The organism is Cellulomonas sp. P1_C4 (assembly GCF_056406355.1).
Genome location: NZ_JBFUAI010000006.1, coordinates 1 through 15,145, shown reverse-complemented (window position 1 = coordinate 15,145; position 15,145 = coordinate 1). Strand labels below are relative to the sequence as shown.

Annotated in this window: 15 protein-coding genes; 10 read left to right on the top strand and 5 right to left on the bottom strand. The window is 72.1% G+C overall.

Annotated elements, in window-relative coordinates:
• The first annotated feature begins 104 nt into the window (after window positions 1–104).
• From AC1DYZ_RS05720 to AC1DYZ_RS05705, 4 genes are all read left to right on the top strand, one after another.
• Window positions 105–1,304, top strand: coding sequence for a phosphoglycerate kinase (locus AC1DYZ_RS05720; RefSeq protein WP_477064236.1), 1,200 nt, complete (start codon window positions 105–107; stop codon window positions 1,302–1,304).
• A 2-nt stretch (window positions 1,305–1,306) separates the two neighbouring features.
• A complete protein-coding gene (tpiA, locus tag AC1DYZ_RS05715) occupies window positions 1,307–2,101 on the top strand; it encodes a triose-phosphate isomerase (RefSeq protein WP_456824595.1) in 795 nt (264 codons plus the stop codon).
• A 157-nt stretch (window positions 2,102–2,258) separates the two neighbouring features.
• Window positions 2,259–2,501: a preprotein translocase subunit SecG gene (gene secG / locus AC1DYZ_RS05710; protein ID WP_456824596.1), complete on the top strand. Its 243-nt coding sequence runs from the start codon at window positions 2,259–2,261 to the stop codon at window positions 2,499–2,501.
• An 11-nt stretch (window positions 2,502–2,512) separates the two neighbouring features.
• Window positions 2,513–2,860 (top strand): RNA polymerase-binding protein RbpA, encoded by a 348-nt coding sequence (locus AC1DYZ_RS05705; RefSeq protein WP_370503994.1) that lies wholly within the window; start codon window positions 2,513–2,515, stop codon window positions 2,858–2,860.
• 58 nt (window positions 2,861–2,918) lie between these two features.
• Here AC1DYZ_RS05705 and pgl read toward each other — a convergent pair whose 3' ends face one another.
• From pgl to tkt, 5 genes are all read right to left on the bottom strand, one after another.
• Window positions 2,919–4,367: a 6-phosphogluconolactonase gene (gene pgl / locus AC1DYZ_RS05700; RefSeq protein ID WP_477064235.1), complete on the bottom strand. Its 1,449-nt coding sequence runs from the start codon at window positions 4,365–4,367 to the stop codon at window positions 2,919–2,921.
• Window positions 4,364–5,281 carry a glucose-6-phosphate dehydrogenase assembly protein OpcA gene (locus AC1DYZ_RS05695; protein ID WP_477064234.1) on the bottom strand — a complete coding sequence of 306 codons (918 nt, stop codon included), beginning with the start codon at window positions 5,279–5,281 and terminating at the stop codon, window positions 4,364–4,366. Before AC1DYZ_RS05695 ends, pgl begins: the two co-directional genes overlap by 4 nt.
• Window positions 5,278–6,819 carry a glucose-6-phosphate dehydrogenase gene (gene zwf, locus AC1DYZ_RS05690; RefSeq protein WP_477064233.1) on the bottom strand — a complete coding sequence of 514 codons (1,542 nt, stop codon included), beginning with the start codon at window positions 6,817–6,819 and terminating at the stop codon, window positions 5,278–5,280. The genes AC1DYZ_RS05695 and zwf overlap by 4 nt, the downstream gene beginning before the upstream one ends.
• The gene (tal, locus tag AC1DYZ_RS05685; RefSeq protein ID WP_477064232.1) at window positions 6,816–7,958 is read right to left on the bottom strand and encodes a transaldolase; all 1,143 of its coding nucleotides are present in this window, start codon (window positions 7,956–7,958) and stop codon (window positions 6,816–6,818) included. The genes zwf and tal overlap by 4 nt, the downstream gene beginning before the upstream one ends.
• 61 nt (window positions 7,959–8,019) lie before the next feature.
• Window positions 8,020–10,194, bottom strand: a complete 2,175-nt coding sequence (tkt, locus tag AC1DYZ_RS05680; protein ID WP_477064231.1) for a transketolase — start codon at window positions 10,192–10,194, stop codon at window positions 8,020–8,022.
• A 373-nt stretch (window positions 10,195–10,567) separates the two neighbouring features.
• Here tkt and AC1DYZ_RS05675 point away from each other — a divergent pair, with 373 nt between their 5' ends.
• From AC1DYZ_RS05675 to AC1DYZ_RS05650, 6 genes are all read left to right on the top strand, one after another.
• On the top strand, window positions 10,568–11,476 hold the full coding sequence (locus tag AC1DYZ_RS05675; protein ID WP_477064415.1) for a heme o synthase: 909 nt from the start codon (window positions 10,568–10,570) through the stop codon (window positions 11,474–11,476).
• 10 nt (window positions 11,477–11,486) lie between these two features.
• Complete coding sequence (locus AC1DYZ_RS05670; protein ID WP_477064230.1) at window positions 11,487–12,428, top strand: site-specific tyrosine recombinase XerD; 942 nt, start codon at window positions 11,487–11,489, stop codon at window positions 12,426–12,428.
• Window positions 12,429–12,543: 115 nt separating this feature from the next.
• The gene (locus tag AC1DYZ_RS05665; RefSeq protein ID WP_477064414.1) at window positions 12,544–13,359 is read left to right on the top strand and encodes a ParA family protein; all 816 of its coding nucleotides are present in this window, start codon (window positions 12,544–12,546) and stop codon (window positions 13,357–13,359) included.
• Window positions 13,343–14,257, top strand: a complete 915-nt coding sequence (locus AC1DYZ_RS05660; protein ID WP_477064229.1) for a segregation and condensation protein A — start codon at window positions 13,343–13,345, stop codon at window positions 14,255–14,257. Before AC1DYZ_RS05665 ends, AC1DYZ_RS05660 begins: the two co-directional genes overlap by 17 nt.
• On the top strand, window positions 14,254–14,922 hold the full coding sequence (gene scpB / locus AC1DYZ_RS05655) for an SMC-Scp complex subunit ScpB (protein WP_477064228.1): 669 nt from the start codon (window positions 14,254–14,256) through the stop codon (window positions 14,920–14,922). Before AC1DYZ_RS05660 ends, scpB begins: the two co-directional genes overlap by 4 nt.
• Window positions 14,919–15,145: hypothetical protein (locus tag AC1DYZ_RS05650; protein ID WP_477064227.1), on the top strand; the 227-nt coding region annotated here is incomplete at its 3' end. The genes scpB and AC1DYZ_RS05650, both read left to right, overlap by 4 nt.

Sequence of the window (15,145 nt, the reverse complement as noted above, 5' to 3'; positions counted from 1 at the left end):
CCTGTAGTGACGGTCATGCGTCCGCGTGCGCCCCGGCCCTTGTGGCCCCGGCGCACGCGGACGCTGCCGTGTCCGGCCCTGCTCGAGTCAAGGGAAGAAGACGCATGAAGACCATCGAGGACCTCGGCGACCTGCGCGGCAAGCGCGTGCTCGTCCGCTCCGACTTCAACGTGCCGCTCGACGGCACGACCATCACCGACGACGGCCGCGTGCGCGCGGCCCTCCCGACGCTCCAGGCGCTCCTCGCCGCCGGCGCGCGGGTCGTCGTCACAGCCCACCTCGGCCGCCCGAAGGGTGCCCCCGAGGACAAGTACTCGCTCGCGCCCGTCGCCGCGCGCCTCTCCGAGCTGCTCGGCCAGCCCGTGGCCCTGGCGACGGACGTCGTCGGCGACTCGGCGAAGGCCACCGTGGCGGCGCTGCAGGACGGCGAGATCGCCCTGCTCGAGAACATCCGGTTCGACCCGCGGGAGACGTCCAAGGTCGACGCCGAGCGCGCGGAGCTGGCCGGCGAGCTGGCAGAGCTGGCCGATGTCTTCGTGTCCGACGGCTTCGGCGTCGTACACCGCAAGCAGGCCTCGGTCTACGACGTCGCGCTGGTGCTGCCGCACGCCGTCGGCAAGCTCGTCCTCAAGGAGGTCGCGTCGCTGCGCAAGGCGACCGACGACCCCGAGCGGCCCTACGTGGTCGTCCTCGGCGGCTCGAAGGTGTCCGACAAGCTCGGCGTCATCGCCAACCTGCTGACCAAGGCGGACCGCCTGCTCATCGGCGGCGGCATGCTCTTCACCTTCCTGGCGGCCAAGGGCCACTCGGTCGGCAACTCGCTGCTCGAGGCGGACCAGATCGAGACGGTCAAGGGCTACCTGGCGCAGGCCGAGGAGGCCGGCGTCGAGATCGTGCTGCCGACGGACATCGTCGTCGCCGACGAGTTCAAGGCGGACTCTCCGGCGCAGGTCGTCCCGGCCGACGCGATTCCCGACGGCAAGATCGGGCTCGACATCGGCCCCGAGTCCAGCAAGCTCTTCGCGAGCAAGATCGTCGACGCCAAGACCATCGTCTGGAACGGCCCGGCGGGCGTGTTCGAGTTCGAGGCGTTCTCCGGCGGCACGCGCGCCGTCGCGCAGGCGCTGGTCGACGCGGGCACCAACGGCGGCTTCACGATCGTCGGCGGTGGCGACTCCGCCGCGGCCGTGCGCACGCTCGGCTTCGACGAGGCCGGGTTCGGACACATCTCGACCGGTGGTGGCGCGAGCCTCGAGTTCCTCGAGGGCAAGACGCTCCCCGGCATCGCGGTTCTGGAGGACTGATCGTGGCGACTCGTACCCCGCTGATGGCGGGCAACTGGAAGATGAACCTGGACCACCACCAGGCCACGCACACGGTGCAGAAGCTCGCGTGGACGCTCAAGGACGCCCGGCACGACTTCGCCAAGGTCGAGGTGGCCGTGCTGCCGCCGTTCACCGACCTGCGCAGCGTCCAGACGCTCGTGGACGCCGACAAGCTCGAGCTCGTCTACGGCGCGCAGGACGTGTCGGCGCACACCTCCGGGGCGTACACGGGCGAGATCTCGCCGGCGTTCCTGGCCAAGCTCGGCGTCACGTACGTCGCGGTGGGCCACTCGGAGCGCCGCGAGTACCACAACGAGTCCGACGAGCTGGTCAACGCGAAGGTCAAGTCCGCGCTCAGCGCCGGCCTGATCCCCATCCTGTGCGTCGGGGAGGTGCTCGACGTCCGCAAGGCCGGCGAGCACGTGCCGCACACGCTCGCGCAGCTGGACGGCGCGCTGGCCGGCCTCACGGCCGAGCAGGTCGCCACGATTGTCGTCGCCTACGAGCCCGTGTGGGCCATCGGCACCGGCGAGACGGCGACCCCCGAGGACGCGCAGGAGCTGGCCGCGGCCATCCGCACCCGGATCGGCGAGCTGTACGACGCCGCGACGGCCGACGCGGTGCGCGTGCTCTACGGCGGTTCCGTGAAGTCGTCGAACGTCGCCTCGATCATGGCCAAGCCCGACGTCGACGGCGCGCTCGTCGGCGGCGCGAGCCTGGACCCCGAGGAGTTCGCCGCGATCGCGCGCTACCAGTCGCACGCCGTCGGTCTCTGAGGCCGTCGCAGGTGGGTCCCGGGAGACTGCTGGGACCCGCCTGGGCGAGGTGGTGGCTTATCGCCCCACTCGTCGCCTACCCTGTACCGCGGTCCACCGCAACGTCGCCGGCTCAGCCGCCGTCGACGTGCCCGCCCAGTAAGGAACTGACACCGACGTGACTGGCCTTCGTATCGCGCTCTCTGTGCTGCTGGTGCTGACCAGCCTCCTGCTCATCCCGCTCGTCCTGCTGCACAAGGGCAAGGGCGGTGGCCTGTCGGACATGTTCGGTGGCGGCATCACGAGCAGCGCCGGAAGCTCAGGCGTGGCGGAGCGGAACCTGAACCGCATCACGATCGGCACCGCGCTCCTGTGGACGGCGATCATCATCCTGCTCGGTCTCCTCGAGCGTACGGTCTGAGGCGGTAGACGATGGCGAGCGGTAGTGCGATCAGGGGGTCGCGAGTCGGCGCCGGCCCGATGGGCGAGGCCGAGCGCGGGGACACCGCTCCACGGATCTGGGTGTCGTACTGGTGCGCCAACGGCCACGAGACGCGCCCCAGCTTCGCCGAGGAAGCGGCACTCGACGCCCCGGTGACCTGGGACTGCCCCCGCTGCGGGTTCCCCGCCGGGCAGGATCAGGAGAACCCTCCGTCGCCGTCGAAGAACGAGCCGTACAAGACGCACCTCGCCTACGTGAAGGAGCGGCGGTCCGACGAGGACGGCGCCGCGATCCTCGACGAGGCACTCGCGGCCCTGCGCGCCAAGCGCGGCGGCTGACCCAGCACAGACGACGAAGGGCCCCCGAGACTCGGGGGCCCTTCGTCGTCATCCGGTCTCAGTCGAGCACGCGGAGCAGGGCGAACCCGTCGTACCCCTTGGTGCCCACCGTCTGGATCACGGTGCCGTCGTAGCGCCGGTGGTTGCTGAGCAGCTCGACCATCGCGCGCACGCCCTGGACGCGCTCGTCCGGGTGGTTGGCGTCGACCACGGCACCGCCGCGGACCACGTTGTCGACGATCACCACCGACCCCGGGTGCGTGAGCGACAGCGTCTGCTCGAGGTAGTGCGGGATCGACTCCTTGTCGGCGTCGATGAACACCAGGTCGAAGGGCTCGGTCCCGTCGGCGATCAGCCCGTCGAGGGTGTCGGCCGCCCGACCCACGAGGACGTCGACCAGCCCGTCCACGCCGGCACGGGTCAGGGACCCCGTCGCCACGCGGGCGTGCTCGGGCTCGAGCTCGAGGGTGGTGAGGTGGCCGTCGGCGGGCAGGGCGCGGGCGAGCCACAGCGTGCTGTACCCGCCGAGCGTGCCCACCTCGAGGATCCGCCGCGCGCCTGTGGCCTGCGCCAGCAGGTGCAGGAGCTTGCCCTGGTTGGGGGCGACGGCGATGTCGGGCAGACCGCCGGACGCGGCGGCGTGCCGGGTGTCCCTCAGCGCGACGTCCTCGGGCACGAGCGCGCCGAAGTAGTGGTCGACCCGGGTCCAGAGGTCGGCCTCCGTCTCGGCCGGGGCCGGGAACGCCGACGACGCGGTGGACAGCGCGGCGGGGGTGCCCAGGCCCTCGGTCGCGGCGATGTCCACCAGCCAGAGCGTCCGCTCGGTCCCCAGGGCGCCCGAGGCCGGTGTCGTGGTCACCGGGGCACCGCGCAGCGCCGAGGCGACGGCGGTGGCCTTCTCCGCACCGGACGCGACCACCCAGACCTCGCGCGCGGCGTGGATGGCGTCGTAGGTCAGCGAGACGCGCTCCGGCGGCGGCTTGGGGGAGCCGTGGACACCGACCGTGGGTCGGCCGGTGACCGTCAGCGCCTCGTGGCCCGGGAACAGCGACGCGACGTGCCCGTCGGGCCMCATGCCGAGCAGCAGCACGTCGAAGGCCGGTGAACCCGCCTCCGCGAACGTCTGCGCGTAGGCGTCGGCCGATGCCTCGGGCGTCGGCACGTAGTCGGACCGGGCGGGGATGACGTGCACGTTCTCGAGCGGCAGGGCGTCGCCCAGCGCGTCAATGAGGGCGTCCCGCGCCTGTGTCTCGTTGCGGTCGGGATCTCCGTCGGGCAGGAACCGCTCGTCGCCCCACCACAGGTGCACGCCGGACCAGTCGACGGCGTCCCGCACCGGGCTCGCCGCGACGGCCTTCAGCGACGCGATGCCTACCGTGCCGCCCGTGAGCACGACGTGCACGGGGGAGCGGTGCGACTGCACGTCGACCAGGTGCGTGAGCAGCCGGGCCGCCACCGACTCCGCGAGCACCCGTGCGTCCGGGTGGACGACGACGTCGCGGGTCATGCGTCGATCCTCGCGAGACCCTTCTGCAGCACCTCGCCGTAGACCTCGTCCGCGTCGAGCCGCCGCAGCTCCTCGGCCAGGCACTCGCGCAGCTGGCGGATGGGCAGGGCGATCCGGTGCTCGGGCTGTTCGGGCTGCCGCAGGGCGGCCGTCTTGCCGTCCGGGCGGTCGAGCACGATGTCGCCCGACGAGCGCTCCAGCCGCACCTGCGTGATCGCCAGTGCGTCCTTGACGCGCTCGACCTCGACGGGGACCTTCAGCGCGTAGGCGAGCCACGCGGCCATCAGGTCGACCGACGGGTGGCTGCTCTCGCCGACGACGACGGCCTTGTGCACCGGCTCGTAGGGTGGCTGGTCGAGTGTCGCGGCGATGAGCCCGCGCCAGAGTGTCGCGCGGGTCCACGCGAGGTCCGTGTTGCCGTCGACGTGGGACGCGGCGAGCTTGCGCAGCGCCGCGTTCGGGCGTGCGACCTGGGTCGAGTCGGTGATGCGGCGGGTCGCCATGCGACCGAGCTGCGCCTCGGCGACGTTCTCGGGGATCTCGTAGGGCCACCAGGTGACGATGGGTGTGTCGGGGAGCAGCAACGGGATGACGAGCGTGTCCAGGTGGCGCTCGAGCTGCCCGGACGGGCGCAGCACCAGCACCTCGCTCGCGCCTGCGTCGCCGCCGAGCCGGATCTGGGCGTCCAGCGTGGACGTCCGCTCCTTGGTGTCGTTCGCGATGACGATGACGCGGCACGGGTGCTCGCGGCTGGCGTCGTTCGCGGCGTCGATCGCCTCGTCGGGGTCCCGGTCACCCACGGGGATGATCAGGGTCAGCACGCGGCCGAGGGCGATCGCGCCGCCCTCGTCGCGTTCCTTGAGCAGGCGCTTGTTGATGTCGCGGGTGGTGGTGTCGGGCATCTCGATGATCATGGCCGCCTCCAGACGCGCCCGTCGCGGGCCATCATCTTGTCCGCCGACTCCGGGCCCCATGTGCCCGATCGGTACTCCTCCGGCTTGCCCTTGCCGGCCCAGTACGACGTGACCGGGTCGAGCACCTTCCAGGCCAGCTCGACCTCCTCGTGCCGCGGGAACAGCGGCGGGTCGCCCAGGAGGACGTCGAGGATGAGGCGCTCGTAGGCCTCGGGGGAGGACTCGGTGAAGGCGTGGCCGTAGCCGAAGTCCATCGTGACGTCACGGACCTCCATGGCTGTGCCGGGCACCTTGGCGCCGAACCGCAGGGTCACGCCCTCGTCCGGCTGCACGCGGATGACCAGGGCGTTCTTGCCCAGCTCCTCCGTGGCGGTCGACTCGAACGGCAGGTGGGGCGCGCGCTTGAAGACGACCGCGATCTCGGTGACCCGGCGCCCGAGCCGCTTGCCGGTCCGCAGGTAGAAGGGCACGCCGGCCCAGCGGCGGTTGTCGATGTCGACCCGGATGGCGGCGAACGTCTCGGTGGTGGAGTTCGGGTCGAAGCCCTCCTCCTCGAGGTAGCCGACGACCTTCTCGCCGCCCTGCCAGCCCGCGGCGTACTGCCCGCGGGCCGTGTGCTTGCCGAGGTCGCGGGGGAGCTTGACGGCCGAGAGGACCTTGATCTTCTCCGCGGTGAGGCTCTGTGCCTCGAACGAGGCCGGCTCCTCCATCGCCGTGAGGGCGAGCAGCTGCAGGAGGTGGTTCTGGATGACGTCCCGGGCCGCGCCGATGCCGTCGTAGTAGCCCGCGCGGCCGCCGATGCCGATGTCCTCGGCCATCGTGATCTGCACGTGGTCGACGTAGTTGGCGTTCCAGATGGGCTCGTACAGCTGGTTGGCGAAGCGCAGGGCCAGCAGGTTCTGCACCGTCTCCTTGCCCAGGTAGTGGTCGATCCGGAAGATGTCGTCGGGGCGGAAGACGTCCGACACGATGTCGTTGAGCTCACGCGCGCTGGCGAGGTCGTGGCCGAACGGCTTCTCGATGACGACGCGGCGCCACGTCCCTTCCGCGGGCTGGGAGAGCCCTGACCGGGCCAGCTGCTTGCACACGACCGGGAACGAGCTCGGCGGGATCGACAGGTAGAACGCGTGGTTGCCGCCCGTGCCCCGGGACACGTCGAGCTCCTCGACGGTGTCGCGCAGCCGGTCGAACGCGTCGTCGTCGTCGAAGGTGCCCTGGACGAACCGGATGCCCTCCGACAGCTGGCGCCACGTGGCCTCCCGGAACGGCGTCCGGGCGTGCTCCTTGACCGAGTCGTGCACGATCTCCGCGAAGTCCTGCGTCGCCCAGTCGCGCCGGGCGAAGCCGGTGAGCGCGAAGCCCGGCGGGAGCAGGCCGCGGTTGGTGAGGTCGTACACCGCGGGCATGAGCTTCTTGCGCGCGAGGTCGCCCGTGACCCCGAAGATCACGAGGCCGCAGGGGCCGGCGATCCGGGGGAGTCGGCGGTCGCGGGGGTCCCGGAGCGGGTTCTGGCCCGGCCCGACCTTGTTCGGACTCACCTGGCGTCCCCGGACGTGACCTGCTTGGCGGCGCCGGCGAGGCCGTCGGAGACGGTGGTCAGGAGCTCACCCCAGCTCGCGGTGAACTTGTCCACGCCCTCGACCTCCAGCTGCTCGGTGACGTCGTCGATGTCGATGCCGAGGTCGCGCAGGCCCGCGATCACGGCCTCGGCCTCGGCTCGGGTCCCCGTGACCGTGTCGTGGGCGTCGCCTCCGTGGTCCGCCACCGCGTCCAGCGTCTTCTCCGGCATGGTGTTGACCACGCCGGCCACGACGAGCTCGTCGACGTAGAGCGTGTCCGGGTACGCCTTGTCCTTGACGCCCGTGGACGCCCAGAGGGGCCGCTGAGGGTGTGCTCCGGCGGCGGCGAGGGCCGTCCAGCGCTCGTCGGCGACGACCTCCTGGTAGAGCCCGTACGCGAGGCGGGCGTTGGCGATGGCCGCCTTGCCGCGCAGCGCGGCGGCCTCGGGGGTGCCGATCTTGTCGAGCAGCGGGTCGATCGCCGTGTCGACGCGCGAGACGAAGAACGAGGCCACCGAGGCGATCGGCGCCAGGTCGTGCCCGTTGGCCTTCGCCTTCTCCAGGCCGCTCTCGAACGCGTCGAGGACCGCGCCGTAGCGCTCGAGCGAGAAGATCAGCGTGACGTTGACGCTGATGCCCTCGGCGAGCACGGCCGTGATGGCCGGGAGACCCTCGCGGGTGGCCGGGATCTTGATGAAGACGTTCGGCCGGTCCACCGTCGACCAGAGCGACTTGGCGGAGGCGATCGTGGCCTCGGTGTCCTTGGCGAGCCGCGGGTCCACCTCGATGGACACCCGTCCGTCCACCCCGTCGGTGGCGTCGTAGACCGGGCGGAGCACGTCCGCCGCCTGCCGCACGTCGTCGGTCGTGATCCGGAACACCGCGGCGTCGACGTCGGCGCCGTCCGCGGCCAGCTCCCGGAGCTGCTCGTCGTAGGCGTCGCCCTTCGCGAGCGCGCTCGCGAAGATCGACGGGTTGGTGGTCACGCCGACGACGCCCTTGTCGGCGACCAGCTGGGCGAGGTTCCCCGTGCGCAGCCGCTCGCGCGAGAGGTCGTCCAGCCAGATCGCGACGCCGGCGTCCGCCAGCCGTGCCAGGGGGGTGCTGCTCGGTGCCATGGTCGATCCCCTTCTCCCGCACGCCGCCCCGGTCGTGCCGGGGCGGCGTGACCGTTCAGACTCAGACCTGCTGGTCGCCGGTCAGACCAGCGTTGTTCGGGAGGCCCGCGGTGGTCGCCGGACCGGCACCTCCGCGCGCTGCCGCGATCGACTCGTGCGCGGCGGCGACGACCGCCTCGGGCGTGAACCCGAACTCGCGGAAGAGCGTCTTGTCGTCCGCGGACGCGCCGTAGTGCTCGATCGAGACCGAGCGGCCGGCGTCGCCGACGATCTTGTGCCAGGACAGCGCGATGCCTGCCTCGACCGAGACGCGCGCCTTGACCGACGAGGGCAGCACCGACTGGCGGTAGTCCTCGTCCTGCTCGGCGAACCACTCGAGCGACGGCGCGGAGACCACGCGGGTGGCCACACCGGCGGCCTCGAGCGTCTCCCGCGCGGCGACGGCGAGCTGCACCTCGGACCCGGTGCCGATGAGGATGACGTCCGGCGTCCCGCTGCTCGCCTCGAGCAGGACGTAGGCGCCACGAGCCACGCCCTCGGTCGTCGCGAAGCCGTCCTCGCCGCGCGGGAACGTCGGGACGTTCTGGCGCGTGAGGACGAGGGCGACAGGCCCGCTGGTGTGCTCGATGGTCGCGGCCCACGCCGCCGCCGTCTCGTTGGCGTCGGCCGGGCGGACCACGGAGAGACCGGGGATCGCGCGGACGGCCGCGAGGTGCTCGATCGGCTGGTGCGTCGGGCCGTCCTCGCCGAGACCGATGGAGTCGTGCGTCCACACGTAGACCGCGGGCACCCCCATGAGGGAGGCGAGCCGGACCGAGCCGCGCATGTAGTCGCTGAACGTGAAGAACGTCCCGCCGTACGGCCGGGTGAGGCCGTGCAGCCGGATGCCCGACAGGATCGCGCCCATCGCGTGCTCGCGGATGCCGAAGTGCAGCGTGCGACCGAACTCGTCGCCCGCGAACTCGTGGGTCGAGCGCTTGGCGGGGAGGAAGGACGGCTCGCCCTTCATCGTCGTGTTGTTGGAGCCCGCGAGGTCGGCCGAGCCGCCCCACAGCTCGGGCAGCACCGGCGCGAGCGCGCTGAGCACCTCGCCGGACGCCGCGCGGGTGGCGACGGCCTTGCCCGCGGGGAACACGGGGAGCGCGTCGGTCCAGCCGTCCGGAAGGTCACCGGCGACGAGCCGGTCGAGCAGCGCCGCGTTGTCGGAGTTGGCGGCGCGCCAGGCGTCGAACGCGGCCTGCCACTCGGCCTTCACCGGCGCGGTGCGCTCCGACAGTCCGCGGGTGTGCGCGATGACCTCGGGGTCGACCTMGAACGTCTTCTCGGGGTCGAAGCCCAGCAGCTCCTTGAGACCCTTGATCGCCTCGCCGCCGAGCTTGGACCCGTGCGACGAGTGGTCGTTGGTCTTCGTGGGCGTCGGCCACGCGATGAGGGTGCGCAGGCCGATGAACGACGGGCGGTCGGTGACGGCCTTGGCGGCCTCGATCGCGGCGTGCAGGGCGTCGACGTCCTCGCGGTACCCGTCGGGACCGCCGGTCCAGTCGACGAACTGGACGTGCCAGCCGTACGCCTCATAGCGCGCGACGACGTCCTCGGTGAAGGCGATCTCGGTGTCGCCCTCGATCGAGATGTGGTTGTCGTCCCACAGCACGATGAGGTTGCCGAGCTCCTGGGTGCCGGCGATCGACGACGCCTCGGAGGTGACGCCCTCCTGCAGGTCGCCGTCGGAGGCGATGACGTAGACGAAGTGGTCGAACGGGCTGGTGCCCGGCGCGGCCTCGGGGTCGAGCAGCCCGCGCTCGCGCCGCGACGCCATCGCGAAGCCGACGGCGGAGGCGAGGCCCTGGCCCAGCGGGCCCGTGGTGATCTCGACGCCGGTCGTGTGCTTGTACTCCGGGTGCCCGGGGGTCTTGGAGCCCCAGGTGCGCAGCGCCTCCAGGTCCTCGAGCTCGAGCCCGAAGCCGGCGAGGTAGAGCTGTATGTACTGGGTCAGGCTGGAGTGTCCCGCGGAGAGGATGAACCGGTCCCGGCCGAGCCAGTGCGGGTCCGCCGGGTCGTGCCTGAGCACGTTCTGGTAGAGCAGGTAGGCGGCCGGGGCCAGGCTGATCGCCGTCCCAGGGTGGCCGTTGCCGACCTTCTCGACCGCGTCGGCGGCCAGGACACGCACGGTGTCCACCGCCCGCAGGTCGAGGTCGGTCCAACCGACCGTCGTGGCCAGGGGAGCCTTCGCGTTCACCGCACCTCATTTCCACCCGCGCCGTCGGCCGGATGTCGTGTCGGACGAGATCGAGCACCCACAGCGGGATGCCGGGCAGGTGGGACGTCACGCCGTCTCGGCGGTCGTCGGACCGTGCCTTCCGACCTTATAGCGCACCTGGGCACCACCGCCGGGCGTGACCACGGGAGCGCCGAGCGACAGAACTCACACGGTCCCTGCGGCGATCCGGGGCCCGCGTCGCGCCCCGGCGCAGGTGCAGGCCGTAGCATGGCTGCGCGACCTTTCCCCTCTCGGAACACGAACGGAACCGCAGCGCGTGCGCCTCAGCAGCCCCCTGTCAGTCGAAGACGCCGGAGCGTCCTCCGCGTCGACCCCGACAGCTGCTGCTGCCATCGCCCCGGCCGGTCCGGTCGGCCGGGTGCGCAGCAAGGTCGGTCCGTACATCGCGCTGACCAAGCCGCGCGTCATCGAGCTGCTGCTGGTCACCACGTTGCCGACGATGATCCTGGCCGAGGGCGGGTTCCCCAGCCTCGGGCTGGTCGTCGCGACGCTCGTCGGCGGGGCGGCCGCGGCCGGCTCGGCCAACGTCCTGAACTGCTACCTCGACCGCGACATCGACAAGATCATGAACCGCACCAAGCGGCGGCCGATCGTCACCGGCGAGATCTCCCCGCGGGCGGCACTGATCTTCGGGCTCGCGCTGGGCGTCGCGTCGTTGGCCTGGCTCGCCGTCATGGTGAACCCGGCCTCCGCCTGGCTCACCGCGATCGCGATCCTCATCTACGTCGTCGGCTACACGATGATCCTCAAGCGCCGCACGCCGCAGAACATCGTGTGGGGCGGCGCGGCCGGCTGCATGCCGGTCCTCATCGGCTGGTCGGCCGTCACGGGCGGCGTGTCGTGGACCGCGGCGCTGCTGTTCGGCGTGATCTTCTTCTGGACGCCGCCGCACTACTGGCCGCTGTCGATGAAGTTCCGGCGCGACTACGCGGCCGCGGGCGTCCCGATGCTGCCGGTGGTCGCCAAGGACACCAAGGTCGCGCGGGAGATGATCGCGTACACGGTCGCCATGATCGCGTGCTCGCTCCTGCTGGTCCCCGTGCAGGGCATGACCTGGGTCTACGGCGTCGTCGCCCTGGCCCTCGGGCTCTGGTTCCTCTGGTCGTGCATCGGCCTGCTGCGGCGGGCGGAGCACCCGGAGGCGGGCAAGCTCAAGGCGATGAGCGTCTTCCACGCGTCGATCACGTACCTCACGCTGCTGTCCGTCGCGATCGCGGTGGACGTGTTCCTGCCCTTCTGATGAGCGTCACATGAGCGCGACGCCGATCGACGAGGCGCTCGAGGTCTACCTGGCGCACCTGACGGTCGAACGCGGCCTGTCCATCAACACCCTGCTGGCCTACCGCCGGGACCTCGCGCGGTACACGGCGTTCCTGCACGGGCTCGGGCGCGCGACGCCCGGCGACGTCGACGAGCAGGACGTCGAGGGCTTCCTGCTCGCGGTGCGCACCGGTTCCGACGGACGAAGCGCGCTGTCGGCGTCCTCGGCGGCGCGGATCGTCGTCGCGGTCCGGGGCTGGCACAAGTTCCTGCTGCTCGACGGGATGACGAACCTCGACCCGGCCAGCACGGTCAAGCCCCCCGCCCAGCCGAAGCGGCTGCCGAAGGCGATCTCCGTCGACGACGTCGAGCGGCTGCTGGACGCGGCCGGCCTGGGCGACGGCAGCGTCCCGCTGCGCGACCGGGCGCTGCTCGAGCTCGTGTACGGCACCGGGGCGCGCATCTCGGAGGCGGTCGGGCTGGACGTCGACGACCTCGACCGCACGCCGGGCCGGGCCGCCGTACGGCTGTTCGGCAAGGGCAGCAAGGAGCGCGTGGTGCCGCTCGGGTCGTTCGCCCTGGAGGCCGTCGAGGCCTACCTGGTGCGGGGGCGCCCTGCGCTGGCGGTCGGGAGCAAGGGCGGGTCGCCCGGCGTCTTCCTGAACACGCGCGGGGCCCGGCTCAGCCGGCAGAGCGCATGGGCGGTGCTCCGGGTCGCCGCCGAGCGGGCCGGGCTGGTCGGTGCCGAGCACATCTCGCCGCACACGCTGCGGCACTCGTTCGCCACCCACCTGCTGGCCGGCGGCGCGGACGTGCGCGTGGTGCAGGAGCTGCTGGGGCACGCGTCGGTGACGACGACGCAGATCTACACGATGGTCACCCCGGACACGCTGCGCGAGGTCTACGCCGCCGCGCACCCGCGGGCGCGATGAGCGTCACGCCCGCCCCGGTCTGTCGCGCGGTCATCGGGCCGCGTGCTCCGGTAGGTTGTCCCGCGTGGTGAGCCAGCAGACGACCGACCCGCAGCTCGACGCCGTCGGGCGGCCGATGCCCGTCTTCCCCGAGCCCCCGCCGCTCGCCTCCCACGGTCCGGCCCGCGTCATCGCTCTGTGCAACCAGAAGGGCGGCGTCGGCAAGACGACGACCACCATCAATCTGGCCGCCGCGCTCGCCGAGTACGGCCGCAAGGTGCTCATCGTCGACTTCGACCCGCAGGGGGCCGCGTCGGTGGGCCTGGGCATCAGCCCGCACGAGCTGGACCGCACGGTCTACAACCTGCTCATGGAGCGCGACGCGGACATCCGCTCGCTCATCCAGCAGACGGCGACCCCGGGCCTCGACCTGCTGCCGGCGAACATCGACCTCTCGGCGGCCGAGGTCCAGCTGGTGGGGGAGGTCGCCCGGGAGTCGGTGCTCTCGCGGACGCTGCGCCCGATCCTCGACGACTACGACGTCGTGATGATCGACTGCCAGCCGTCCCTCGGCCTGCTCACGGTCAACGCCCTGACCGCCGCGCACGGCGTCCTCATCCCGCTCGAGTGCGAGTTCTTCGCGCTGCGCGGCGTCGCGCTGCTGGTCGAGACCATCGAGAAGGTGCGTGACCGGCTCAACCCGCGGCTCGAGGTCGACGGCATCCTGGCCACGATGTACGACCCCCGCACGCTGCACGCGCGCGAGGTCGTCGCACGCGTGAACGAGGCGTTCGGCGACACGCTGCTGCACACGGTCATCAGCCGCACGGTCAAGTTCCCCGACGCGACGGTGGCGGCCGAGCCCATCACCACCTACGCCCCGACGCACGCCGGTGCGGCCGCCTACCGCCAGCTGGCCCGTGAGCTCGTCGCCCGTGGCGACGCCGCCTGACCAGCGCGCGGTCCCTGAGCAGCCCGTCGCGACGGCTTCCTCGGCCGCGCCCGCCCCTGTGGGGACGCAGGGCTTCGAGGTCCACCTCACCAACTTCAGCGGCCCGTTCGACCTCCTGCTCGGCCTGATCGCCAAGCACAAGCTCGACGTCACCGAGGTCGCGCTCGCGCAGGTCACCGACGAGTTCATCGCGCACATCCGCGCCGCGGAGAAGGAGTGGGACCTCGGCCAGGCGAGCGAGTTCCTGGTCATCGCCGCGACGCTGCTCGACATGAAGGCCGCCCGGCTGCTGCCGTCGGCCGACGTCGAGGACGCGGAGGACCTCGAGCTGCTGGAGGCCCGCGACCTGCTGTTCGCGCGGCTGCTGCAGTACCGCGCGTACAAGCTGGTCGCCGCGGACCTGGCCGAGCGGTTCGCCACCGAGGGCCGCCGGTTCCCGCGTCTCGTGACGCTCGAGCCCCACCTCGCGGCGCTGCTGCCCGAGCTGGTCTGGCAGATCGGGCCCGAGCAGCTGGCGATGCTGGCGGCGAAGGCGTCGATGCCGAGGGCCGCGCCGCCCGGCGTCGACATCAGCCACCTGCACGCCCCGGCGGTGAGCGTCCGGGAGCAGGCCGCCGTGCTGGTCGACCGCCTGCGCCACGTGGGCTCGATGTCGTTCCGCGCGCTCACCGCGGATGCCGACGCGACCATCGTCGTCGTCGCCCGGTTCCTCGCGCTGCTGGAGCTGTTCCGGGAGGGTGCGGTCGCGTTCGACCAGGTCACACCCCTCGGCGAGCTCACCGTGCGGTGGACGGGCGCCGAGGACGGCGAGGTGGAGGTGTCGGACGACTTCGACACGCTGGACACCACGCTCGATGCCGAGCTCGCCCGTGACGGGGCACCCGAGGAGGACGCATGACCGAGCAGCCCGTTCCCGACGAGTCGCCCGTCGAGGAGGCGGCCGCGGTCGAGTCCGCCGCGGCCGACGAGCTCGCCTTCGACGTCGACGACCTGCCCGGCGGCGCGCTGGCGGCGCTCGAGGCGGTGCTCATGGTCGCCGACGAGCCCATCCCGGCCGTCCGGCTGGCGACGGTCCTCGCGCTGCCGACGGCTCGCGTCGAGGCGCTCCTCGACGAGCTCGCCGCCGAGTACCGCGGCGACCTCGGCGGTCGACCACGCGGCTTCGAGGTCCGGCGCGCGGGGGAGGGTTGGCGGATCTACTCGGCGCCGGTCTACGCCGACGTCGTCGGACGCTTCGTGCTCGAGGGCCAGACGGCTCGGTTGACACAGGCCGCACTCGAGACGCTCGCCGTGATCGCCTACCGGCAACCGGTGACCCGTGGCCAGGTCTCGGCGGTCCGCGGCGTCAACGTCGACGGCGTCGTGCGCACCCTCACCACCCGCGGTCTGGTCGCCGAGGTGGGGACCGATCCCTCCAGCGGTGCGGTGCTGTACCAGACCACGGGATACTTCTTGGAGCGGATGGGGCTGTCCAGCCTGGACGAGATGCCTCCGCTCGCGCCCTACCTGCCGGACATCGACTCCTTCGAGGGTGTCGACCAGGCGATCGGAGACATCAGATGAGCCCGCAGGAACGACGAACAGGCGGCACCGGATCGTCCGGCGGACAGTCGGGTTCGCGCGGCGGATCGGGTGCGCCCCGCTCCGGTGCGCCCCGCGGCAGCAGCGGGTCCGGCGCGAGCCGCGGCGGGAGCGCGGGCGGCTACCGCGGCGGCAGCACCGGCGGGTCCGGTAGCGGCGGCGGGTACCGCGGCGCCGGCGGAGGCGAGGGCTACCGCGGCAGCAC